Source organism: Paraburkholderia sp. BCC1885, assembly GCF_900996235.1.
Classification (GTDB): domain Bacteria; phylum Pseudomonadota; class Gammaproteobacteria; order Burkholderiales; family Burkholderiaceae; genus Paraburkholderia.
In genome coordinates this window covers 258,137-280,002 of the sequence record NZ_CAAJGM010000241.1, presented here as the reverse complement: position 1 = coordinate 280,002, position 21,866 = coordinate 258,137, and the positions used below count along the sequence as shown (strand labels likewise).

The following is a 21,866-nucleotide window of genomic DNA, read 5'->3' as shown; positions in this document are numbered from 1 at the left end:
TTCAAACATCGAGATCAATTTCTGGTCGGTATTCATTCGGTTCCCAACAAGAAAACGACTTTCGAGACCCGCCAATTTCGAATGTGGCGAACAGTCAGGCTGAAAATGATTTGTTCAGACCTTCCTTTACTGCTTTCAGCCGCAAATCGAGCCGCTTTTGTACCGGCATCGCATGGTGGTCGAGCCGCAAGCGCAACCGCGCTTAAACGAAGATGCGTTGCTGGCCCGCGCACGTCTGGCGATGCCCGAGGGCTCTATGGCGACGACCGCTACCATCAGCCGGGATCCCGCGCGCAGTGCCGAATTCGTATTTCGATTGCCGGATGGCGAAAAGACAAGCGTCTATCTGAATCCATATACAGGAAAAGTGCTAGGCACGCTGAGCGTCGAACACCGTTTCATGCAGGTCGATCGCATGTTGCATCGCAAGCTGTTGCTCGGCAAGCCTGGCGAATTGCTGATGGAACTGGCCGCATGTTGGACGCTTGTGATGATCGGCACCGGCATCGCGCTTTGGTGGCCACGCGAGATGGCGCTGCGCAGTGCGTTACGGCCGGACTTCGCGCTCAAAGGCCGCGCGCTCTGGAAAAGCGTGCACGCCGTCCTGGGCATCTGGCTCGCGTTGGGCGCGCTGGCCTTCGTGCTGTCAGGGCTGCCGTGGTCGGGATCGTGGGGAAGGCAGTTCAAGGCGCTGGCGACTAGCGCCAATCTCGGCGCGCCGCCGGGCGCGTGGGGTGGATCGTCATGGCACTCCCGAGTGCCGGCAGGGGCAGCGAAACCTCAACCCGCGAAGACAGGGCACCAGGAAGCCACCATGGAGTCGATGCCCGGTATGGTCATGGACGATCTGCCTCTGCCGACGAAGCCGTGGGCCACCGGCGACATGCCGGTCGCCCGCTCGCAAAGTGACGCCACCCAAGCGCGCTTTGCGCTCGGACGCGTTGTAGATCTGGCAGCGTCGCTTGGCGTGACGAATGGCTACGACATCGTCATGCCCGCGTCGGCGACGGGCGTCTATACGGTTTCCTACTACCCGCCCGACCCGAAGCAGGAGCGGACAATCTTTATCGACCAATATAGCGGCGCCGTCCTCAAAGACATTCGCTATAGCGACTACGGAGCAGTGTCGAAAGCCGTCTCCTACGGCACCTCGCTTCATATGGGCCGCTACTTTGGGCCAGCCAACCAGATCGTGTGCGCACTGATCTCGTTAGGTCTTGCCGCCATGGCGCTAACAGGCTGCGTGATGTGGTGGAAACGGCGCGCCAAAGGTTCGCTTGGCGCGCCAGGCCGCGAACGTTTTGCGCCTCCCATGCGGGCGTGGAAAACCGGTCTGATACTGCTTGGTATTTTGTTTCCACTGATGGGTGTCAGCATGCTATTAGTTTGGATTGCTGATCGAACCGTATTCGGACGCGCGAGCCAGAACACGAATTCGTGAGCGAGGACCGACCCTCACTCACCAATGATATGTGCAACGATATCGCGGCTTTGAGGATGGCGGCGGTGCTCGAACAGGTAAATGCCTTGCCACGTGCCGAGCGTCATGCGTCCATGTTCGATCGGCACGGATAGCTGCACTTGCGTCAGGGCCGTCCGCAGATGTGCGGGCATGTCGTCGAGCCCTTCGGCGTCGTGTTCGTAACGGTTGCGGTCTTCCGGCGCGATGGTGCCGAAGTACGTCTCCAGATCGCGTTGCACGGACGGATCGGCATTCTCCTGAATCAGGAGCGAGGCTGACGTATGACGGCAAAACAGCGTCAGGAGGCCGGTCTCGATGGACTGGTCGTGGACAAACTCGCGGACGTCGGCGGTGAATTCGACGAGCCCGCGTTCGGGCGCGGTGACGTGAAAATGGCGAATGGCTTGCTGCATTGAAGCGACTCCTGCGTGGCCGGTTGGTTATAAGGGCGTGCGGCGCCGATAACGGATGCCCGGAGGCGGCGCTCGCGCAAGATGGTGAAACGAGTATGCCATGCCTCCTGCGAGAGGGTTGACCGCCGCCCGCAGGGTCGCCTTGGCGTGGCATCGCAGTCCGTCATTCCGCAGACAAATTTGCTCAGGACTCCGGCCGTATCGGCTTGTTGAAAGGAACGCCATTAAAAGAAAGCGATTCAGCACGCGCTGAATAGACTCGCTCAATTGCTTTTGGCCACCGCTTTCGTGTGATGCGCAATCGTTTGCGTGTCGCGCGCGAACCGCAAACGCGCACGCAAATCCGGACAAAATAGCTCGGAGCCCTGAATTTTGCGCATCCCAGGCCGATAACCACCTATGAGGCGGAAGCGTTCGATCGGTGTCGATCAGCGACATCTACACGTGGTGCCTGAAAATCGAAGCGGAGAATAGGCAATGGCGGCAGACTTTCGCGTGACCGACGAGCGCACGAGCTTGACCAGTTCGAACAAGTTCGAATTACTGCTGTTCCGTCTCGGCTCGGTCCCCGACAGCGATGCCCACGAACTCTACGGCATCAACGTTTTCAAGGTGCGCGAGATCTCGACGATGCCCTCCATCACGCCGATTGCCGGCGCATCGGAATTCGTCATGGGCGCCGTCGACATTCGCGGCCAGATCATTCCGGTCATCGATCTTCCGCGCCTGATGGGATGCCAGCCGACGCGCGGTCTCAACATTCTGCTGGTAACGGAATTCGCCCGCTCCACCCAGGCGTTCGCGGTGGAAGAAGTGGACGACATCGTGCGCCTCGAATGGAATCAGGTGCTGACGGCCGAAGGCTCCGCCGCCGGTAAGTCCATCACGAGCATCGCGCGTATCGACGGCAATACCGGCGACTCGCGTCTTGCCCAGGTGATCGACGTCGAGCAGGTCTTGCGCGACGTCTTTCCGGCGCAGCATCCCGCGGTCGATCCCAAAGCCGTCGGCGATAGCCTGCGCATGCCGGCCGGCTCGAAGATTCTCGCCGCGGACGACTCCGGCTTTGCCCGCAAGCTGATCGAGCAGGCGCTGGGCGCGATCGGCGCCGAGTACATCATGGCGAAAACCGGCGAAGAAGCATGGACCATGCTGCAGCAGATTGCCCGTGAAGCGCAGACGGAGAAGGTGCGGGTGCGCGACAAGATCGCCCTTGTACTGACCGATCTGGAAATGCCGGAAATGGACGGCTTCACGCTCACGCGTCACATCAAGGGCGATGCGCGCATGCGTGATATTCCGGTGGTGATTCACTCGTCGCTCACCGGCGCGGCCAATGAGGCGCACGTAAAAAATGCCGGCGCGAACGGTTATATCGCGAAGTTTGCGGCCGGTGAACTGGCGCAGGCGCTGCGTCAGGCGCTCGCCGGGTCGACGGCGGAATTTCAGGTCCAACCGGCTGAAGTCTGAAGCGTGCCGCTCGCGCGGCGCCGCATCAATCCGACAAATGCAGGTTTTTCGCCAACACGGTGCCCGTCTGCGGGCTGATCAGCCAGACCGCCTGAATCTCGGTGTAAAGGGTCGAGGTTCGGGTGGTGATGTCGGTCGGTTCTTCGTCGGTCGGATCGGTGTGCGTGCGCTGATCGTTCAGATACGGTGGCGTCAGATTGCAGATCAGCGCAATGGCGAAGTCGCCATCCACTTTGGCGAACATCGCCGGCGAGATCGTGAGGTGTCCGCGAATCTTCGTCTTGCTGGTTTCGTCGAGCTTGAGTCCGATGAGATCGATCTGCTGGACATATCCCTTCGCCTTGGCTTCCGCGGCCACCGTCAGTCCACGGCCATCCGGCCCGGTCACCGTTTTCTTCAGCAGGATTGCGCCAGGGGTGTCCTCGCTGGCGAGATCGGCGTCGACCGTCAGCACGTGCGTGTTCGAGCGGTACAGCACACCGTAGCCGACCGGTACCACGAACACGAGTGCATGATCGAGACTGGCTTTGGTGAGGTCGAGATTGTGCGACGACTTGCGCAAAGGAAGCAGTGCGCGAATGCGGTCGCGCAATGACGGTGCATTGCCGTGGATGCTGTGTTTTGCCAGCGTATCGCGGATGGCAATGGGGTCGTCACCCACCACAGGCCGCACCGACAGGATCTCCGTGGTGGCCGTGCTCACCGGCTGGCTCGCGGCGTTGACGGAACTGGCGGCGGACGCAGACGCGGGCGATGCTGCGTAAGCCGCAGCCGACACACCTGACGCGCCCGACGCGCAGGCGAAAGCGCAAGCCATCTTGAAGCAAACAAGCCTGAATTGCAGGGTGGACACAGTGGCGCTCTCCGGTATGGCAGCAGTCTATCGCAATGGCCGCGGAGCCGACGCAAAGCCGCTCTTCGTGGCATCATCTAACGCACTTTCACAGCACGGCAGGAGCGTACATCATGGCGACTTATATTGTCTTCACGCGGGAGAGCACGCAGGACCAGGCGGAGCTCGACATCTATACCAGCAAGGTAGGCCCCACCTTCAAGAACCGTCCGGTCAAGATTCTCGCCGCCTATGGGCCGCAGCAGGTGCTGGAGGGCGACGCGCCGGAGGGGGTGGTGATCGTGGAGTTTCCGTCCACTGCGGAAGCGCGTGCGTGGTATGACAGCCCGGAGTATCAGGAAGCCGCGCAGCATCGCTTCAAGGGATCGCGCTATCGCGCCGTTCTCGTCGAAGGCGTGTGACGCACGCGCCTGGCGCATCGTTTCCGGGCCACGTTGAACGAAACGTGGCCTGACGACGCCTTTTGCGCCTTACCGGTGCAATGTTATGTGTCGGGCGAAGCTCCGGATACACTGGGATACAAAGCGCTCCGCGAACTGCGCTATAAAGCAGTCGTGACTACCGTGGAGCGCTTCATGACGACCCGACCAAAACAGGCCGCCGCGGCCCTTGCGCCGGCTCGCCGGCTGCTCGCCATGCTGGTCATTCTGGCGGGCGGATTCGCGGCGGAAATGGCGCATCCGCTTCAGTGTTCGCTCGTCAACGTGAGCCGGGTGCGTCTCACACGCCGCGAGGAATGATCGCATGATGGAAACCATCGACCACGTGCTGATCGTCGACGACGATCGCGGCATTCGCGAACTGATCGCCGGTTACCTCGAGAAGAACGGCATGCGCGTCTCGCTTGCCGCCAATGGAAGGCAGATGCGTGCCGTGCTGGAGCAGGGCGCGCCCGATCTTATCGTGCTCGACCTCATGCTGCCAGGCGAAGACGGTCTCGTGCTGTGCCGCGAATTGCGCGCGGGCAAGTTCCGTGCGGTTCCGGTACTGATGCTGACCGCCCGCAGCGAGGAGACGGACCGTATCGTGGGGCTGGAGATGGGCGCCGACGATTACCTCGCCAAGCCGTTCGCCGTGCGCGAACTGCTCGCGCGAATCCGCTCCGTGCTGCGCCGCGCGCGCATGCTGCCGCCGGGCATGCAGGTGACGGAAACCGCGCCGATGATCGGTTTCGGCGACTGGCGGCTCGACACTGTCGCTCGGCATCTGCTCGACGCCGAAGGCACCATGGTTGCCCTCAGCGGCGCGGAATATCGTCTGCTGCGCGTGTTCCTCGATCATCCGCAACGCGTGCTTACGCGCGATCAGTTGCTCAATCTGACGCAAGGGCGTCAGGCCGATCCGTTCGACCGGTCGATCGATCTGCTGGTTAGCCGCTTGCGCCAGCGTCTGCAGGACATCGCCCGCGAGCCGCGCTACATCAAGACGCTGCGCAGCGAAGGCTATGTGTTTTCGGCGGCCGTGACCATGCTCGAAGGCAATCCATGAAACTCAATGCATGGCCGCACTGGCCACGCACGCTGTTTGCACGACTCGCGCTGATCCTGTTCGTGGGGCTCGCGCTGGCGCAGACCATGTCGGTCTGGCTCACTCTGACCGAGCGCAACCAGACCATGAACAATGTGATGGTGGGCTACATCGAGCGCGAGGTGACCAGCTCCGTTGCGCTGCTCGATCATCTGCCGCCCAACGAGCGTGCCGAATGGCTGCCGCGTCTGGAGCGGCGCACGTATCGCTTCATTCTCGGGCCGGGCGTCGCAGGCGCGGAGCAGCCGAATGCGGAGTTGTCGGCGCGGGTGGCGCAATCGATAGAAGACGGTATCGGCAAGCGCTATGCATTGACCGCGAATGCCGTCCCCGGCGACCCATCCCGTCTACAGGTGCATTTGCGTTTGAGCGACGGCGCGCCGCTGACCATCGACTACCGGCCGATGGCGGGCGTACCCTTGTCGCCGTGGCTACCGGTAGTGCTGGCGCTGCAGTTGATCGTGCTGGGTACGTGCTGCTGGCTGGCGGTGCGGCTGGCGACGCGTCCGTTAAGCCAGTTGGCCCACGCGGCCGACACGCTAGGTCCGGACCTGAAAGCCGAGCGTCTGCCCGAAGACGGCCCCGACGAAGTTGCTCGCGCGGCGCGCGCTTTCAATGCCATGCACGACCGCGTGAAGTTATACATGACCGAACGCCTGCAGATTCTCGCGGCCATTTCGCATGATTTGCAAACGCCGATTACGCGCATGCGTTTGCGCGTCGACGTGATGGACGACGACGTGCAGGGCGCAAAACTGCAGCAGGACCTGCATGATATGGAAACGATGGTGAAGGAGGGCGTGACCTACGCCCGCACCATGCACGGCGCGAGCGAGGTGCCGCTGCGTATCGATCCCGATGCGCTATTGGACAGCCTCGTCTGCGATTATCTGGATGCGGGCAAGGACGTGGCGTTGCAGGGGCAGGTCGCCTCGGCATTGGTGACGCGTCCCCAGGCGTTGCGGCGCATCATCGGCAATCTCGTGGATAACGCGCTGAAATTCGGTGGCGCGGCGCAGATTGCCGTTGCTAAAGCGCAGGACGGCCACGTGACGATCTCGGTGCTCGATCGCGGACCTGGCATTCCTGACGAATCGCTGGAAGCGGTGTTCGAACCTTTTGTGCGACTCGAAGGCTCGCGCAATCGCCACACCGGCGGCACGGGGCTTGGACTCGCGATTGCGCGGCAACTCGCGCTGGCGATGGACGCCAGCCTGTCGTTGCAAAACCGCGCTGGCGGTGGCCTGGAAGCGCGGCTTGTGTTGAAGAACGCGAGTTGAGTCCTGGTGGGTTCAGTTCAAGGGGCGAGTTTTACTTCACCGCTCCTAAAGCCAGGCCCTTCACCAGATAGCGCTGCAGCCATGCGAACACCACCGAAACCGGCAGCGTGGCACACAAGGTCGCGGCCATCACCAGGTGCCATTCGACGACGTATTTGCCGGCCACCATATCCGTGACCTGCACGGTCAGCGTCTTGTTTTCCGGCGAGCGGATCAGCGTATAAACCACCGCAAACTCGTTCCACGCGTTGATGAACGTGAAGATCGCGGTGACCACGATCGCCGGCACGGCCAGCGGCAAAAACACCTTGAACACGGCCTTGGCGCGTCCGCAGCCTTCGAGCCACGCGGATTCTTCGAGATCGCGCGGCACGGTCTGAAAGTACGACGACAGCATCCACACCGCGAACGCAATGTTGAATGCCGCATACGAGACGATCACGGCGAGCTTCGAATCCACCAGGTTGCCGTCGCCATAGGGAATCATCGCGGCAAGGCGAAACAGCCCGACCACCAGCAGGATAGGCGACAGCATCTGCGTGACGAGCAGGAACTGGCGATACAGGCCGCGTCCCTTGAACGGGAAGCGCGCCAGCGCATAAGCCGCGGGCAGGCTGACGGCCAACGCGAGCGCCATCGAAAGCAGGCTGATCACCACGCTGTTGCGCAAGGCTACGCCAAAGTTGGCGGCTTCCCACATGTCGGCAAAGTTGCTCCATTGCCAGTGCACCGGCAGCCAGCGCGCCGGATAAACGAACACTTCGTTCGCCGGCTTGAGCGCGGTAAACAGCATGATGGCAAACGGGAACAGCACGAGGACGATCAGCGGAGACAGCGCGAGCCAGCACCACAGCGTGCGTTTCATCTTGAGGCTCATGTGCCTTCTCCTTCTTTCGACGGCTGCATGCGCAGATACAGCATCGAAAACACAAACAGCATTACCAGCATGATCAGCGACACCGCCGCCGCCTGACCGGGACGTCCAAGCCTGAAGCCGACTTCGTATAGATAGGTCACGAGAATGTGCGTGCTTTCATCCGGGCCGCCTTGCGTCATGACCCAGATAATCGGAAACGAGTTGAACACGTAGATCACATTGAGCAGGATCGCCATGTTGACGAAGGGCTTGAGCAGAGGCAGCGTCAGCTTGCGGAACTGTTGCCACGCACTCGCGCCGTCGATGCGGGCCGCTTCGTAGATATCGCCCGGCACGGACGACAGGCCGCCCAGCAGAATCGTCACCGTGAATGGGATGGACACCAGGATGCCGACGCCGATCTCCACCGGAAAGGCCAGTTCCGGCGTGGCAAGCCAATGGATGGGTCCGTCGATCAGGCCCAGTCGATGCAGCGTGACGTTGACCATGCCGTAGTCGTCGTTGAAAGCCCAGCGCCATACCACGGCGGTCATCGTCAGCGAAACGGACCAGGGCAGCATGACGATGGTGCGCGCGACACCTCGTCCATAGAAGTCCTGATTAAGGATCAGGGCGACCGGCACCGAGATCAGCACGGTGCCGCCCACCACGAAAAAGGTCCAATAGATCGTGCGCCGCAATGCGCCCAGAAATTCCGGATCGGCAAAGACGGTATAGAAATTCTTCAGGCCGGTGAAGTCGCGGATCGCGCCAAAGCGCGACACATCGTGCAGCGACTGATACACGATGTTGAAAATCGGATAGCTGATGATAAACAGCGCGAGTATCAGACTCGGCGCAATCAGCAACCAGGGCGCCGACAGGCGCGGGGAAGCAGGACGGCTCATGCGTGCTCGATCGTAAGTTGCGCCTGGCTTCTGAGCTGGCGCAACGGGATGGGCCGGGTACAACACGGCGCGCGCCGCCAGTTGGCAGTAGCGCGCGCCGGTCTACAGGGTTGCGTTAGCAACTATCCTGGCATTACTTGCCAAGCGATTCGTTTGCCTTGTCGGCTGCGGCGTTGAGCGCGGCTGCCGGCTGGGCCTTACCGAGGTAGATCGACTGCATTGCGTCCGAGACGGCCTTGGCGGTGTCTTCCCAACCCGTGATGGTCGGAGCGAACTTCGCGCTCGGCAGCAGCGCGATGAATGCCTTCGTATCAGGATTGTCGAACGCCGGGTCGGTTGCTTCGGCCTTGGTGGTCGGCAGGAAACCTTCCGTGCTGGTGAACTTCACGCGCGGTTCTTTCGTGAACAGATAATCGAGGAACTTCCAGGCGCTCTTCTTCACCTTCGAGTTCTTGAACATCACGATCGAATCCGTCACGGCATAGGTGGCGTTCTTCGTGCCCATCGGGATCGGATCGATGCCGTATTTCAGGTTCGGCGCTTCCTTCGCAATCTGCTTGGAAAGGAACGGCGCCGAGATCACCATCGCCACCCGGCCCTGCTTGAACAGGTTCTGCACGTCTTCACGGCTATAGCCCGTCACGCCCGGTTCCGTCAGACCTTCGTCGATCATCGTCTTGTAGAGCGTCGCGGCCTTCACGCCAGCCGGCGAATTGAAGGCAGCCTTGCCGTCCTTACCCACCACGTCGCCGCCGTAACTCCACAGCGCGTAGTAGAAATAGACGTCCGTTTCGATTTCCTTGCCTTGCAGACCGAAGCCGGCAATGCCCTGCGCCTTCAGCTTCTTCGACGCGTCGATCACGTCATTCCACGTCTTCGGGCCGTTCGGATAACCGACCTTCGCCAGCAGATCCTTGTTGTAGTACAGCGCGCGAGCCGAAGCGGCGATCGGCAAACCGTAGATCTTGCCGTTGATTTCTCCCGGGGCGAGGAACGGGCCGATGAAGCGGCTCTTGAAGCTCGTGTCCATGTAGCCGTCGAGCGGCTCAGCCACGTCGTCCTTCACGAAGTCCAGCAGCCAGCGCGTGCCGACAATCGCCAGGTCGGCGTTGGCGCCGCCGGTAATGTCCGTTTGCAGCTTTTGTTGCAGCGTGTCCCAACTGACGTCTTCGATCTTGATGGTCGTGCCGGGATTGGCCTTTTCGAAGTCCTGGGCCACTTTCTCGAAGTACGGCGCGGTCGCGTCGCTGTAATGGGCGACGGTGACGCGGACCGTGTCGGCATGCGCCGCTACGGCCATTCCTGCACACGCGAGCGCTACGGCAATCTTGCCGAGCGCGAAGGAAGCACGGGCTTGCAACGACATTTCTCTCTCCTGTGTCGATCGGAGTTAGCGCTTTAGCGCTTACTCCGGTCCCATCCAACGACGATGGGGGGTGGTCTGCCGCCGTCGCCGGCTGCTGGGTTATCAAATTGTTTGAAAAAATCCTACAGGAGTAAAAAAATGTTGTCACGTAGGGTCTACGATATTTTTTCTTGGAGCCTTTTTTGCATAAGATGCTGTAAAGAAGGCGTATTTTGTGCGGTGCGAAGGCGGGTGCGGCGCGTGTCGGCGAAGCGTCAGATATGCGTCGCAGGTAGGCTGTGTTGGAAATTTACAGCACGCGAAGCCTTTGGAGAGGAACCTGAGAGCGTTTGACCGGTGGTTTCGGCGCGGTGCCGGCAAGCCGGGCGGGTAGCAAAAACGGTGGAGCGGATATGAATCGAGTGGTTTTGGTGACCGGTGCCTGTGGCGGGATTGGCAGCGCGCTGTGCCGGCGCTTCGTCGAACTGGGCGACAGCGTGCTGGCGCTCGACCTCGACCCGGCGGCGCTCGATGCGCTGGCTGCCGGGCTGGGCGCGCAGCACGTCACGCCGGTAGTGGCCGACCTCGCGGACGCCGCGGCGGTGCAACAGGCGGTTGCTCAGGCCGTCAAGCTGCGCGGACCGGTGGACGTGCTGGTCGCCAACGCGGGCGGCGCCAAAGGGCTGACGCTGGCCACAACCGATGTCGCCAGCTGGCACCGCGACGTCCACCTGAACCTGAACGGCACCTATCACACGGTGGAAGCCGTGCGCGCCTCGATGATCGAACGCCAGCAGGGTGTGCTGGTGCTGATCGGCTCGGTGAACGGCCTCGCCTCGCTCGGTCATCCGGCGTATAGCGCGGCAAAGGCCGGCCTGATCAGCTATACCAAGGCGCTGGCGCTGGAATTGGGCAAGCATGGCATTCGCGCCAACATTGTGTGTCCTGGGACCGTGAAGACGAAAGCCTGGCAGGCACGGGTCGACAAGAACCCGCAGGTCTTCGAAAACCTGAAGAAATACTATCCGCTGCGCGACTTCGCCACGCCGGACGATATTGCCGACGCCGTGCAGTTTCTCGCTTCGCCGATGGCGCGTGTGATCACCGGCGTAGCCCTGCCGGTCGACGGCGGCCTGATGGCGGGCAACCGGCTGATGGCCGAGGAATTGACGCTCGAGACGCTTTGAACCAGTGAACGTGGTGCACCCGCGCGGCGGCGGCACCGGACGACGATGAGGACAGCATGGCAGCAGTGCAACTGAGCGGCATTTTCAAGCGTTACGGCGACACCCAGGTGGTGCATGGCATCGACCTCAACATCGACGACGGCGAATTCGTCGTGCTGGTCGGGCCGTCGGGGTGCGGCAAGAGCACGCTGATGCGCATGGTGGCGGGGCTCGAAGAGATCAGCGGCGGCGATCTGATGATCGGCGGCACGCGCGCCAACACGCTCGCGCCGCAGCAGCGCAATATCTCCATGGTGTTCCAGAGCTACGCGCTGTATCCACATCTTTCGGTGTACGAAAATATTGCGTTCGGACCGCGGATTCGCAAGGAATCGTCCAGCAGCTTCAAGCCGCGCATCGAAGCCGCAGCGAAAATGCTCAATCTCGGCAGTTACCTCGACCGCCTGCCTCGCGCGCTTTCCGGCGGCCAGCGTCAGCGTGTGGCGATGGGCCGCGCGGTGGTGCGCGAGCCGTCGCTGTTCCTGTTCGACGAACCGCTATCGAATCTGGATGCCAAGCTGCGCGTGCAGATGCGCACGGAGATCAAGGCGCTGCATCAACGCCTGAAGAATACGGTGATCTACGTCACGCACGATCAGATCGAGGCGATGACAATGGCGGACCGCATTGTCGTGATGAACGCGGGCCGTATCGAGCAGATCGGCCGTCCGCTGGATTTGTACGATCGCCCTGCGAATCTGTTTGTGGCCAGTTTCCTCGGCTCGCCTTCGATGAATTTCGTGGAAGGCGTGCTCGTGAGTGGGGCCGGCGGACTGGTGCTGAAACTGGCGGATAGCAGTGAGATCGCCTTGTCGCAGGCGCCGGCTTCCGCTAAAACCGGCGCGAAGGTGACGCTCGGCATTCGGCCCGAGCATATCGAAACGCTGGCGTCGCCGGATGGCGTCTCCATGGAAGTCGAAGTCGTGGAACCGACCGGCGCCGAGACGCATCTGTACGGGAAAATCGGCGGCAGTACGTGGTGCGTGACGACGCGCCAGCGCTCGGCGATCGAGCCTGGTCAACGTGTGGCGCTGCGCCTGCCGGCCGGGCACATTCACCTGTTCGACACGGAGAGTGGACGCAGGCTCGACTGAAATCGCGCGTGGCCGCGGTTTTGACAGTGTCCAACGACGCGGATTCCAGACCTTGAACCCAAAAGGAACACACGGGTGTCCGCTCCCAACCTGATCCCCCACATTCGCGGCGCGTTGCCCCAGTTGCGCCCGGCTGAGCGCAAGGTCGCCGAGATGGTGCTGAGCGACGTCGACTTTGCGATGCGCGCGAGCATTACCGAACTCGCCCAGCGCGCGGATGTGTCCGAGCCTTCGGTGACGCGTTTTTGCCGCGCCGTGGGTGCGAACGGGCTGCGCGACTTCAAGATGCAGTTGGCGCAGAGCGTGGCGGGCGGCTTGCCGTATGCGTCGACTGCCGTGGCGCGCGATGACGACGTGCAGACGCTGATGGACAAGGTCGGCGAAGCGGCGGTCGAAGGCATTCAGCATGCACGTGGAGCACTCGACCCGGGCGTCGTGGAGACCGCGATCGCCGCCTTGGCCGCAGCGCACCGGGTGTATTTCTTCGGCGTGGGCTCGGGCTCGGGACTGGTGGCGCAGGATGCGGCGCTGCGGTTTCTGCGGCTCGATATCGCCGCGAGCGCGTTTACCGATGGTCATTTGCAGCGTCTTTACGCCGGGCTTCTTGAACCAGGCGATGTGGCGTTTGCCATTTCGCACTCGGGGCGCAGCGTCGAGGTGAACGAAAGCATTCAGATCGCCAAGGAGCGTGGCGCGACCACCATTGCGTTGACCAATGTCGGCTCGCGGCTCGCGTGGCTGGTAGATATTCCGCTGCTGCTGCGCGTGCCGAGCGCGATTGATCCGAACACGCCGGGTGTGTCGCGGCTGGTGCATCTGTGCATCATGGATGCCCTGGCGATTGGCGTGGCGCTCAAGGCCGGACCCAAGACGCTGGAGAAGATGCGCCATGCGAAGGCGCGGCTCGCGCATGAACCGGAGCCGGCGGCGGGGGAGTCGTCGTAGTGGCGGCGGGGTGACCGGGTGGCCAGCAGCGCTGGTCATGGCGCGGACTATGTTGCCGACCGGCCGCAGTTAAAGACCCGCTTCTTCGGAAAATGTTCCGGTAACGGCCTGCACGATAGGGATACTCAATTCCGGCCGGCCGCAAGTGTCGGCGTCGTCTCGGAGTCAACCGCCAATTCAGGTACAGTGGCCGCTTTCCAGCGCACCCCTTAGCCCTCTCGAATCTGCGATGCAGCGTTTCTCCCTCGTTCCGGTGTCTCACGACGGCCCGTCCGACGTCCAGGTTTGGCGGGTCGATATCGCCTTTGATACAACGCTCGAAAGCCCGGCATTCAGCGCGCTCGCGAGCGACGAGCATGCTCGGGCGCGCGTGTTCCGCCGCCCAGAAGACGCGCTGCGCTTCGCCACCGTCCGTGCGGCGCTGCGCCAGTTGCTTGCCGACGCACTGGGCATCGAGCCAAAAGCCGTGCAGCTTGCAAGTGATGCGATGGGACGTCCCTGCCTGGCCGCAATGGCTGGAATGCCAGATTGTGCGCGGGAGCTTGAGCCGAATCCGCTTGATTTCAACGTGTCCCATTCCGGCGCGCGCGGCCTGATTGCACTGTCGAGGCGTCGCCGGGTTGGTGTTGATATTGAACGATACGACGCACAACTCGACTGGCGCGCGCTCACCTCGATGACGCTATCCGAAAGCGAAGCGGTATGGCTCGAACAACGGGATGCCGGCGAATGTCTCTATTGCTTCTACGACGCGTGGGTCGCCAAGGAGGCCTTGCTCAAGACAACCGGCGTTGGCGTGGTGCGCGGCTTGCAACGCCTGACCGTGCTGCCGCGCGAAGGCTCGCGCGTCACTTTGCGTGCCGAAGTGCCTGACGAGGCGCGCAATCTGTCGGCAAGCTGGCTCGCCGCGCCCGTGGGCTATGCTGCCTGCGTTGCGTGGGAGACGTCCCCTGTCCCACACGCGCCTGAGCGCCGCGCGCTGTCATGATGGCGAGGTTTGCAGCGCCATCATGGCAACTGCCTGATTAAAGCTCCGACTAAAGCACGCCCAAGCCCTTCATGTCCGCACAACCGACGCGCTGAAACCGCCGCGCCGCGACCTTAGGCCGGCCCGACCTGAACGGGCATGCCTAGATTTGCACCGACGCAATATTTTTCATGCAGCGCAGCGCGAACATCGAGCGGCTGTGGCGAATGCCGGAGATCCGATACAGCTTCTCGCGCAAAAATCGCTCGTAGCCCGCCGTGCCGTCTACCGCGACCTTTACCAGATAGTCGTATTCGCCGGACACCAGATACGCCTCGAGCACTTCGGACAGGGTCGCCAGTTCGGCACCGAAGCGCGCCAGCGCGTCTTCGTCGTGACGGTCCAGCGTCACCTCGAGGAGGACCACATCGGCAAAGCCCAGTTTCTGCTGATCGAGCAACGCCACGTAGCCGCGAATGTAGCCTTCGGTTTCGAGCTGACGCGTTCGATTCCAGCACGCAGTGGTCGACATGCCGACCAGGTCTGCGAGTTCCGCGTTTGAAAGGCGCGCGTTCTTTTGCAGCTCCCGCATGATCTTGCGATCCTGCGTGTCCAGAGGGCGGTTTCGGGTTGTCACGTCGAAAGTGGAATAATGTTTAGCTAAATCTGATTTTATCGGAATATCGTCCCTTGCGGAGTGGTTTGAGGCGATCATTTAAGAAGCCCGTCCACTGGCGTTACCGGTATATTTTGAGGGTGCTTTCATGCCCGGGACGAGCTTCCGGTTGGACGGATGATTCTTCCGCTTCAACCGGCGTAGCCAAAAGCTGCCACCTGGTACCACGCCGACCCCTACCGTAGACGGCGTGGCGGGCAATCTCCTGGGTTCACCCGCACAGGATGTTGTGCCCGCCGGGCATGGATGCATTTTCCTGGTCCGTAATCTGACCGGACCCGACGCATCGCATCTGTTTACCCTGGCAGTGCCTTGTCAATCGGCGGTTCCGCCTTCGCCTCGCGCACCATTCAAACGCTCTACCCGCTTCGGCCAAACGCAAATTGCGAGGTCGCTTCACGCGGGAATCATCTGCCGGCACTTATCTTATAAATATTTCCCACATATTGATCATTTGCGTTGCGCCGAATTAAGATCATTTCTTCGGCGCGCGGACCGCATCTCCGAACTGATTCGATACGCGAGCACCCGAAGTCAGCGCGCTGCGCCCCGCTACGAGCATGTGCTGTTAGACCTGAGAGAGCAGTCAGTTAATTCGTTTGTTGTACTTATTTAAAACGAAAAACATTGCGGAGACGGACGAGCGCTTGCAATGCCCGCATGCATGTCCTCGTTCGTCATCCCTTTGGGCGGTCGGTTTTTAGCAGCAGGCCTAAGCATTATCAATTCGTTCGTCGCCTATCCCAAGGTTTGCGCTTTACCTCCATTACCACCGCTCGATTATTTCGGCGCGATCTTTTTTGTCGTGGAACCATCTGCATTGTTGCAGTGGCAATGCGGCCGGCAGCGCGGCCCGCGGTCCATCCACTACCCGACAGGGAACGGCGTCGGGACCAATCCTCAGTCAAGCACAAGGGGGAGACATGTCGACCTCACCGCTCATTGATAGCGGCGCCCCACTCGATGCGGGTGGGCACATCGCACCGACCGACGAACGTCTGTATAACCACGATCTCGCGCCAGTCCCGCTTAACCGCCGAACATGGACCGGGTATTGCATCTTCGCCATGTGGATGTCGGATGTGCATAGCGTTGGCGGTTACACGTTTGCGGCGAGTCTGTTTTTGCTGGGCATTTCGGGCTGGCAGGTACTGATCGCGCTAACTGTAGGTATCCTGATTGTTTATTTGTTGATGAATCTGGTCGGGAAACCTAGTTACGTGCACGGCATTCCGTTTCCGGTCATGGCCCGCGTCAGCATGGGCGTGATGGGGGCGAATCTCGCAGCCGTGATTCGTGGAGTGGTTGGCATTGTCTGGTATGGCGTGCAGACCTACTTCGCGTCAAAAGCGGTGGCCACGCTTGTCATTCTGTTTTTTCCTGCGGCCACAGCACTGCATGATTTCAGTTTCCTGCGGCTCGATGGCCTCGGCTGGATCAGCTTTCTATTTATGTGGGCGTTCCAGTTATTCATTTTCCAGCGCGGCATGGAGACGATCCGCAAGTTCATCGACTTTTGCGGTCCGGCCGTGTATGTCGTGATGTTCGCGCTGATGGCGTGGATTCTTTCGCAGGCGGGCTTGGGCAGTCTTAGCCTCACACTCGGCGGCAAGGTTCTATCCGGCGCCGAACAATTTGCCAGCATGGGCAACGCCATGCTGCTGGTGGTGAGCTACTTCGCCGCGCTGCTGCTCAACTTCGGCGATTTCTCGCGCTTCGCCAAAAGCGAGCGGCAAATGAAAGTGGGTAATTTCCTTGGGTTGCCGGTCAATTTCATCGTCTTCGCCATCATCACCGTGGTCGTGACGTCGGGTAGTGCGACGGTATTCGGCTCGATGATCATGGACCCGGTGGCAGTCGTCGCGCATATCCAGAACAAGGCGGCCGTGGTGATCGGCAGCCTGACGTTTATCGTGGCGACCATGGGCATCAACATTGTTGCTAATTTCGTCTCGCCCGCCTACGACATTGCGAACCTGTTTCCCAAGCATATCGACTTCAAGAAGGGCGGCCTTGTGGCCTCCATCCTCGCGGTGCTGGTGTGTCCGTGGATTTTCGTAGACAGCCCCAAGGCGATTACGATCTTCGTCAGCGTATTCGGCTCCGTGCTCGCGCCGCTATATGGCGTGATGATGGCGGATTTTTATCTCATCAAGAAGCAACAGATAGAGACGGCCGAGCTGTACAGCATGGCGCCGAACGGGCGTTTCTATTACGACGGCGGCTGGAACAAGGTAGGCATTTCCGCGCTCGTGATTGCCGGAATCATCTCGGTCGGCTGGGAGCTTTGCACGCAACTGTTGCACGTTTTGCCGGACAACAACTTCGGCTGGCTAATCGGCGCAATAGTTGGCGCTGTGCTGTATGTCGCGATGATGCGGGCGGCAAGGCGCATATGACGTGCGAGCGGAACGCCGCCCAGCATGTTTATTTATGCTGCTGCCGCGCTCGCAGGTCGACGGCGGTTGAGGCACTAACCGGGCGCGCGGCGTCATCGAGACGCACCTCGATGTTGCGATACACGTCGCGGCAAAATTGCATGCCGGCTGGCGCGCGCGGCGCCTCGCTGGCTGCGGATACCGTCTTCTCCGGATTGGCGCGTGCCGCGTCCACCGCCATCTCGTCCGTGGAATCCGCCTGCATGATGCCGATGCCCTGAATCGTCACGGCAAGGCTGGGGTCCGGCACGTCTTTGCCATGCATGGCAGCGACATTGAAATTGATGTTGAGGCGCCAGAACCCTTCGTGAATGTTCTGATGAATGATCACGGCCTTGACGAGGTCCTGATGCGATAGCAAGTACTCGGTATTTGCCATGAATGCGCTCCTTAATACACGCCTCGAACGCTGTCCATTTCCGGGTGCCGTGCGAGGCGTTACGTCAGCGGCCAGTGTTGTCGGGTAACTGCGCTGCCGGATCACATTGTACGAGGCTGAAAAGCACAATCAAGACGCTTGCTGAAATTGGACCCACGCGTCCGAACGAACCTTGGCCGTTGCTCGTCCATGAATCTCATGGATGCGCAACGGCCAATGCCAAGATAGGCGTTCCGATAAGGCACAGGATGCCGTCCGCTTACGAGCGGACGCCTTATCGCCGGGAGCTTAAGCGCTTAAGACGTGACGTCAATGGAAGATCAGATACAGAATGACGAGGACGATCAACGGCACGCCAAGTAGCCAGCCAAGAAGATAAGGCATGAGAGTTCTCCTCTGAATGATGGTTGCAGTACGACTGCTATCCAGCATTGCGCGTGCCTACTCTCTTTATGGCTGGTTTAGCGCGGTGGAGGCCAGCGTTGCGCGTCGCGGCGAGAACGGCAATTCCGCCTTCAAGGCGGTGTCGTATGCCGCGTTTAGGCGCAGCATGTCCTGCTGCCGATCGCTAGCCTGTACATTGCGCAACTCAGGAAGATTCAGCGTGACAGGCAGGCACCGCGGATAGTCGCGCACCCGCAACTCCGGCGCGACCGTGGTGAAAAACGCGGTGCTGGGGATATCGAAGCCGGCAGCGATATGCACGGCCGCGGTATCTGAGGTCAGCACGTAGCGCGCGTGTTTCACCCACGCGAGAAAGTGCGCCGTGTTGGCGGAAGCACTTGCAACGTCAATGTAGCGTGGATGATCCACGGGGCCAAAGCCGAGCACAGGTAGGTCAAAGCGCTCGGACAAACGCTCTACCAAGGTAGCGTGCACCCGATGCGGGATGCTGCGGATTGGCGTGCTTGCCGCAGGGCAAAACAACACGTAAGGCTGGTTCCGCCAGGCTTCGGGCAAATGTGGCAACTCGAGAGCCTGCAGCCAGCGGTTGGCTTTATGTGAGGACGCGATACGCTCAGCCCGCACACCGAGTGCACCAAGAAAAAAATCGATCATCGGCAACGACATGAAGCCGGGCCAAAATAGATGGTTGCCCAAGTCGATGCGCGTCTCATCCGCAGGAATACTGGCGAGTGGCCACGGCAACGATCGCGTCTGCGCCACTTTGCCCGCGGCGAGAGCATAGAGTTGTTCGACGTATGGCGGCGCAAGCTCGGGGCGGTAGACCACGAAACGCATCTGCGGATACACGTGCCTGATTGCGGCGAGCGCACTCAGGCCGACGATCGAATCGCCGAGCGTGACGCCCATGCCGTTGATCACGTGCGCGACGTTGAGATTGGAGTAATCCAGTTCGAACGGTTGCGCCGCCGCGTTGAGAATGTCTGGCTGGCTGGCGAGTGCTACGTGCTCTCCGATCTCCGCATCGCGCTGCTCCAGATCGAACGGCGCGATGACGCGACCGTCCGGGGCAAGCAGCGATCCTGGATGGGTGAGCGCTTCGTTTGCACGTAGACTTTGCAATTCGAGTGTTCCGTTGGCTTTATCGAGGCGCGCGGGGCGGGCGCGCTACGGCACGAGGATTATGCCCGTTTAAGGCCAACGTCGCAGTCGGCTTGCCCGGCGCGAGACTGGCGCGCAGTTCTTTACGCATCACCTTGCCGGTCGCCGTCATGGGCAAACTGTCCACGAAGCGGATTTCGCGCGGATATTCGTGTGCGGCAAGACGTGTCTTCACATGCTGCTGAATCTCGCGCACCAGGTCGTCGTTCGGCACGAACCCGGCATTAAGCACGACAAACGCCAACACGATCTCCGTGCGCTCGGCGTCGGGCGCGCCCACGACTGCCGCCATGCATACGGCGGGATGCTGCAAAAGACAATCCTCGATCGAAGCCGGACCGATTCGATACCCGGCGCTCGTGATCACGTCGTCGTTTCGGCCGACAAAGCGAATGAAGCCTTCGCTGTCACGCTGGCCCAGGTCGCCCGTCAGCAGATAGCGCCCGCGGAATTTCTCGCGCGTAGCGGCCTCATTGCGCCAATAGCCGAGAAACATCACCGGGTCGGGACCGGCAACCGCGATGTTGCCCGTCGTGCCGTCCGGTACGGGCGCGCCATCGTCGTCGACGATCGCCACATCGTGTCCAGGTACCGCTTTGCCAATGGCGCCGATACGCGGGGCGAACAGCGATGCACACGACGACACCACGACGTTGCACTCGGTCTGCCCATAGAACTCGTTGATGGTCACGCCGAGCGCGGCACGTCCCCAAGCAATCAGTTCCTCGCCGAGCGATTCGCCGCCGCTTGCCACTGCATGTAGCGACAGCTTCCAGCGCTCGGGATGCGTGACGGTGCGCATCATCTTGAGAGCGGTAGGCGGCAGGAACGTGTGCGTGACGGCATGGCGCGCCATCAGATCGAAAGCGGCCTCGCCGTCGAACTTATCGAAGCGGCGCGCGAGTACGGTGATGCCGTGATGCCAGGCGGGCAGCAGGACGTCGAAGAGACCGCCGATCCATGCCCAATCCGCAGGAGTCCAGATCACCTTGGCGTGATCCGGAAACAGCGCCTGCGATAGCTCGACACCGGGGAGATGCCCGGGCAGCACGCGCTGCGCGTGTAGCGCGCCTTTCGGTTTTCCCGTGGTCCCTGAGGTATAGATGATGACGGCAGGATCGTCAGACGACGTATTCACCGGAGCGAATGCTTGGGGCTCGGCGTTAAGCGCGTCCCAGAAGGGCTGCACGCCGGTTGCGGCGGCTTGATCGGCGTCGACGCAATACACCGCTTTCAGTTCGGGTAGCAAATGGCGAATTTCGGCGAGTTTGCGCAAGCCTGCCGCGTCGGTGACGAGCGCCGCTGAGGCACTGTCCGCGAGGCGGTACTGGATCGCGTCGACGCCGAACAATGCGAAGAGCGGTACTGCGATGCAGCCGGCTTTATAGGCGGCCAGATGCGCAATGGCGGTCTCAGGCGATTGCGGCAGGAAGATGGCCACCCGGTCGCCCTGAACGACACCGCTGCGGCGCAATGCATTGGCGAATTGATTCGAGCGGGCCTTGAGGTCGTCGAAGCTATATCGCGTGGCGCTGCCGTCGCGCTGTTCGTAGATCAACGCAAGGCGCCCGGAGCCGTCGGCCCATTTGTCGCATACATCTACACCGATGTTATAGCGCTGCGGAATCTGCCATGCAAAGCGTGCGGCCAACGCTTCGTAAGTCTGCGCTGCGGGAAGCATGGCTTTCTCCTTGTCGTCATGAAAGCTGCTGCGTGCAGCAGTCTTTGCCAAAGCAATCGATGAAATTGGCTTTGAGTAGAACTCAGCGAGGTAGGGCAGTCAAGGGCGGGGCGGGCGCTCTGCTGTACTAAACGAGCATTTGCTGCGGTGCATGATTTCTGTCTGCAACAACGGAGAAATGCGACATTTCGACAAAGGGAAAACCCGCGTTCGGTAAATTGTGGCGTCCTGATTGACTTAAATCATCTTGCTTCCCCTAATCGGGAAAGCCCTAACACCGTGTGAGCATGGTTCGCGCTAGTCTTCTTACCAGAGGAGGCAAACCATGAGACGCGTATTTAATATTGCTGTACTGATGCTCCTTGCGTACCTGACCGTGGGCCGCGCACTGACTCACGCGCAAGCCGGAGAAGAAGGTTCGGTGTCGTGCGAAAGAGGCGCCGAGATGATCCGGCTAAGCGCAATGGACAAGGGATTCTCCCAAGCCGCTTCCAGCGGGCAAGGCCAGAACTTCCTGTCGAGTTGTCTCGTCACAGGCGAGGCACGCATCAACGACCAGCTCGTTGCTCGCGACTGACCTCGTTCAACCCATTACAATTCGCTAGACATAATCCGGCCCCTTATCGGGGCCGTTGCTTTTTGTTTAGTGTGACGTATTGATTGCGTCTTTGTGCGATCAGGCCTGATCGAATTCCTGTCGTTTTCCCTTATCTATGCCCGCCGCCCGACGAGACCGCCGTGCGCTATCGCATCCGTCTAATCTGACCAGCATTTGCTTAA

The 21,866-nt window shown here is 60.9% G+C and carries 22 protein-coding genes; 13 read left to right on the top strand and 9 right to left on the bottom strand.

The annotated features are described in order from the left end of the window. Both FQ755_RS37880 and FQ755_RS31560 read left to right on the top strand, forming a co-directional pair. A partial coding sequence (locus FQ755_RS37880) for a hypothetical protein (RefSeq protein WP_222105807.1) occupies nucleotides 1–206 on the top strand: 206 nt, incomplete at its 5' end. Further along, nucleotides 146–1,441 carry a PepSY-associated TM helix domain-containing protein gene (locus FQ755_RS31560; protein ID WP_144160432.1) on the top strand — a complete coding sequence of 432 codons (1,296 nt, stop codon included), beginning with the start codon at nucleotides 146–148 and terminating at the stop codon, nucleotides 1,439–1,441. The genes FQ755_RS37880 and FQ755_RS31560, both read left to right, overlap by 61 nt. A 14-nt stretch (nucleotides 1,442–1,455) precedes the next feature. Here FQ755_RS31560 and FQ755_RS31555 read toward each other — a convergent pair whose 3' ends face one another. Next, nucleotides 1,456–1,875: a secondary thiamine-phosphate synthase enzyme YjbQ gene (locus tag FQ755_RS31555; protein WP_144160429.1), complete on the bottom strand. Its 420-nt coding sequence runs from the start codon at nucleotides 1,873–1,875 to the stop codon at nucleotides 1,456–1,458. 477 nt (nucleotides 1,876–2,352) lie between these two features. Between FQ755_RS31555 and FQ755_RS31550 the strand changes: the two genes are divergently transcribed. Next, entirely contained in the window at nucleotides 2,353–3,345 is a 993-nt protein-coding gene (locus FQ755_RS31550) for a chemotaxis protein (protein WP_144160426.1), read from the top strand. A gap of 25 nt (nucleotides 3,346–3,370) precedes the next feature. Here FQ755_RS31550 and FQ755_RS31545 read toward each other — a convergent pair whose 3' ends face one another. Beyond that, nucleotides 3,371–4,198, bottom strand: a complete 828-nt coding sequence (locus FQ755_RS31545) for a hypothetical protein (protein WP_144160423.1) — start codon at nucleotides 4,196–4,198, stop codon at nucleotides 3,371–3,373. 113 nt (nucleotides 4,199–4,311) lie between these two features. On the opposite strand from FQ755_RS31545, the gene FQ755_RS31540 reads away from it, so the two are divergent. The 4 genes from FQ755_RS31540 (at nucleotide 4,312) to FQ755_RS31530 (ending at nucleotide 7,005) form a co-directional block, all read left to right on the top strand. After that, entirely contained in the window at nucleotides 4,312–4,599 is a 288-nt protein-coding gene (locus tag FQ755_RS31540) for a DUF1330 domain-containing protein (RefSeq protein WP_144160420.1), read from the top strand. A 174-nt stretch (nucleotides 4,600–4,773) separates the two neighbouring features. After that, nucleotides 4,774–4,938 (top strand): hypothetical protein, encoded by a 165-nt coding sequence (locus tag FQ755_RS37665; protein ID WP_186308710.1) that lies wholly within the window; start codon nucleotides 4,774–4,776, stop codon nucleotides 4,936–4,938. A gap of 7 nt (nucleotides 4,939–4,945) precedes the next feature. Further along, entirely contained in the window at nucleotides 4,946–5,686 is a 741-nt protein-coding gene (locus FQ755_RS31535; protein WP_144160486.1) for a response regulator, read from the top strand. Further along, nucleotides 5,683–7,005, top strand: a complete 1,323-nt coding sequence (locus FQ755_RS31530; protein WP_144160417.1) for an ATP-binding protein — start codon at nucleotides 5,683–5,685, stop codon at nucleotides 7,003–7,005. The genes FQ755_RS31535 and FQ755_RS31530 overlap by 4 nt, the downstream gene beginning before the upstream one ends. A 31-nt stretch (nucleotides 7,006–7,036) precedes the next feature. Here the strand turns inward: FQ755_RS31530 and FQ755_RS31525 are convergent, their stop codons facing one another. From FQ755_RS31525 to FQ755_RS31515, 3 genes are all read right to left on the bottom strand, one after another. Further along, nucleotides 7,037–7,882 carry a carbohydrate ABC transporter permease gene (locus FQ755_RS31525; RefSeq protein WP_074267374.1) on the bottom strand — a complete coding sequence of 282 codons (846 nt, stop codon included), beginning with the start codon at nucleotides 7,880–7,882 and terminating at the stop codon, nucleotides 7,037–7,039. Then, a complete protein-coding gene (locus FQ755_RS31520; RefSeq protein ID WP_144160414.1) occupies nucleotides 7,879–8,769 on the bottom strand; it encodes a carbohydrate ABC transporter permease in 891 nt (296 codons plus the stop codon). The genes FQ755_RS31525 and FQ755_RS31520 overlap by 4 nt, the downstream gene beginning before the upstream one ends. Nucleotides 8,770–8,902: 133 nt before the next feature. After that, complete coding sequence (locus FQ755_RS31515) at nucleotides 8,903–10,135, bottom strand: ABC transporter substrate-binding protein (protein ID WP_144160411.1); 1,233 nt, start codon at nucleotides 10,133–10,135, stop codon at nucleotides 8,903–8,905. A gap of 392 nt (nucleotides 10,136–10,527) precedes the next feature. Between FQ755_RS31515 and FQ755_RS31510 the strand changes: the two genes are divergently transcribed. From FQ755_RS31510 to FQ755_RS31495, 4 genes are all read left to right on the top strand, one after another. After that, nucleotides 10,528–11,301 (top strand): SDR family oxidoreductase, encoded by a 774-nt coding sequence (locus tag FQ755_RS31510; protein ID WP_144160408.1) that lies wholly within the window; start codon nucleotides 10,528–10,530, stop codon nucleotides 11,299–11,301. Nucleotides 11,302–11,357: 56 nt separating this feature from the next. Then, nucleotides 11,358–12,434 (top strand): ABC transporter ATP-binding protein, encoded by a 1,077-nt coding sequence (locus tag FQ755_RS31505; protein ID WP_144160405.1) that lies wholly within the window; start codon nucleotides 11,358–11,360, stop codon nucleotides 12,432–12,434. A gap of 75 nt (nucleotides 12,435–12,509) precedes the next feature. Further along, on the top strand, nucleotides 12,510–13,379 hold the full coding sequence (locus FQ755_RS31500) for a MurR/RpiR family transcriptional regulator (RefSeq protein WP_144160402.1): 870 nt from the start codon (nucleotides 12,510–12,512) through the stop codon (nucleotides 13,377–13,379). Between the two features lie 229 nt (nucleotides 13,380–13,608). Then, on the top strand, nucleotides 13,609–14,367 hold the full coding sequence (locus tag FQ755_RS31495) for a 4'-phosphopantetheinyl transferase family protein (RefSeq protein ID WP_144160399.1): 759 nt from the start codon (nucleotides 13,609–13,611) through the stop codon (nucleotides 14,365–14,367). A 142-nt stretch (nucleotides 14,368–14,509) separates the two neighbouring features. On the opposite strand, the gene FQ755_RS31490 is transcribed toward FQ755_RS31495, so the two are convergent. Next, nucleotides 14,510–14,983: an Lrp/AsnC family transcriptional regulator gene (locus tag FQ755_RS31490; protein WP_144160397.1), complete on the bottom strand. Its 474-nt coding sequence runs from the start codon at nucleotides 14,981–14,983 to the stop codon at nucleotides 14,510–14,512. A 962-nt stretch (nucleotides 14,984–15,945) separates the two neighbouring features. Here FQ755_RS31490 and FQ755_RS31485 point away from each other — a divergent pair. Next, nucleotides 15,946–17,421: an NCS1 family nucleobase:cation symporter-1 gene (locus tag FQ755_RS31485; protein WP_144160394.1), complete on the top strand. Its 1,476-nt coding sequence runs from the start codon at nucleotides 15,946–15,948 to the stop codon at nucleotides 17,419–17,421. Between the two features lie 28 nt (nucleotides 17,422–17,449). On the opposite strand, the gene FQ755_RS31480 is transcribed toward FQ755_RS31485, so the two are convergent. The 3 genes from FQ755_RS31480 to FQ755_RS31470 form a co-directional block, all read right to left on the bottom strand. After that, nucleotides 17,450–17,839 (bottom strand): hypothetical protein, encoded by a 390-nt coding sequence (locus tag FQ755_RS31480; RefSeq protein ID WP_186308709.1) that lies wholly within the window; start codon nucleotides 17,837–17,839, stop codon nucleotides 17,450–17,452. A 450-nt stretch (nucleotides 17,840–18,289) separates the two neighbouring features. Then, the gene (locus FQ755_RS31475) at nucleotides 18,290–19,366 is read right to left on the bottom strand and encodes a glycosyltransferase family 9 protein (protein ID WP_144160391.1); all 1,077 of its coding nucleotides are present in this window, start codon (nucleotides 19,364–19,366) and stop codon (nucleotides 18,290–18,292) included. Nucleotides 19,367–19,385: 19 nt separating this feature from the next. Beyond that, nucleotides 19,386–21,086: an acyl-CoA synthetase gene (locus FQ755_RS31470; RefSeq protein WP_144160388.1), complete on the bottom strand. Its 1,701-nt coding sequence runs from the start codon at nucleotides 21,084–21,086 to the stop codon at nucleotides 19,386–19,388. Between the two features lie 325 nt (nucleotides 21,087–21,411). Between FQ755_RS31470 and FQ755_RS31465 the strand changes: the two genes are divergently transcribed. Next, nucleotides 21,412–21,663, top strand: coding sequence for a hypothetical protein (locus tag FQ755_RS31465; protein WP_144160383.1), 252 nt, complete (start codon nucleotides 21,412–21,414; stop codon nucleotides 21,661–21,663). Nucleotides 21,664–21,866 lie beyond the last annotated feature (203 nt).

Coding starts and splice junctions, on each gene's coding strand:
- FQ755_RS31485 (WP_144160394.1), top strand. CDS start 15,946: ATGTCGACCTCACCGCTCATTGATAGCGGCGCCCCACTCGATGCGGGT.
- FQ755_RS31530 (WP_144160417.1), top strand. CDS start 5,683: ATGAAACTCAATGCATGGCCGCACTGGCCACGCACGCTGTTTGCACGA.
- FQ755_RS31470 (WP_144160388.1), bottom strand. CDS start 21,086: ATGCTTCCCGCAGCGCAGACTTACGAAGCGTTGGCCGCACGCTTTGCA.
- FQ755_RS31555 (WP_144160429.1), bottom strand. CDS start 1,875: ATGCAGCAAGCCATTCGCCATTTTCACGTCACCGCGCCCGAACGCGGG.
- FQ755_RS31515 (WP_144160411.1), bottom strand. CDS start 10,135: ATGTCGTTGCAAGCCCGTGCTTCCTTCGCGCTCGGCAAGATTGCCGTA.
- FQ755_RS31520 (WP_144160414.1), bottom strand. CDS start 8,769: ATGAGCCGTCCTGCTTCCCCGCGCCTGTCGGCGCCCTGGTTGCTGATT.
- FQ755_RS31465 (WP_144160383.1), top strand. CDS start 21,412: ATGAGACGCGTATTTAATATTGCTGTACTGATGCTCCTTGCGTACCTG.
- FQ755_RS31510 (WP_144160408.1), top strand. CDS start 10,528: ATGAATCGAGTGGTTTTGGTGACCGGTGCCTGTGGCGGGATTGGCAGC.
- FQ755_RS31480 (WP_186308709.1), bottom strand. CDS start 17,839: ATGGCAAATACCGAGTACTTGCTATCGCATCAGGACCTCGTCAAGGCC.
- FQ755_RS31495 (WP_144160399.1), top strand. CDS start 13,609: ATGCAGCGTTTCTCCCTCGTTCCGGTGTCTCACGACGGCCCGTCCGAC.
- FQ755_RS31535 (WP_144160486.1), top strand. CDS start 4,946: ATGGAAACCATCGACCACGTGCTGATCGTCGACGACGATCGCGGCATT.
- FQ755_RS31540 (WP_144160420.1), top strand. CDS start 4,312: ATGGCGACTTATATTGTCTTCACGCGGGAGAGCACGCAGGACCAGGCG.
- FQ755_RS31525 (WP_074267374.1), bottom strand. CDS start 7,882: ATGAGCCTCAAGATGAAACGCACGCTGTGGTGCTGGCTCGCGCTGTCT.
- FQ755_RS31550 (WP_144160426.1), top strand. CDS start 2,353: ATGGCGGCAGACTTTCGCGTGACCGACGAGCGCACGAGCTTGACCAGT.
- FQ755_RS31505 (WP_144160405.1), top strand. CDS start 11,358: ATGGCAGCAGTGCAACTGAGCGGCATTTTCAAGCGTTACGGCGACACC.
- FQ755_RS37665 (WP_186308710.1), top strand. CDS start 4,774: ATGACGACCCGACCAAAACAGGCCGCCGCGGCCCTTGCGCCGGCTCGC.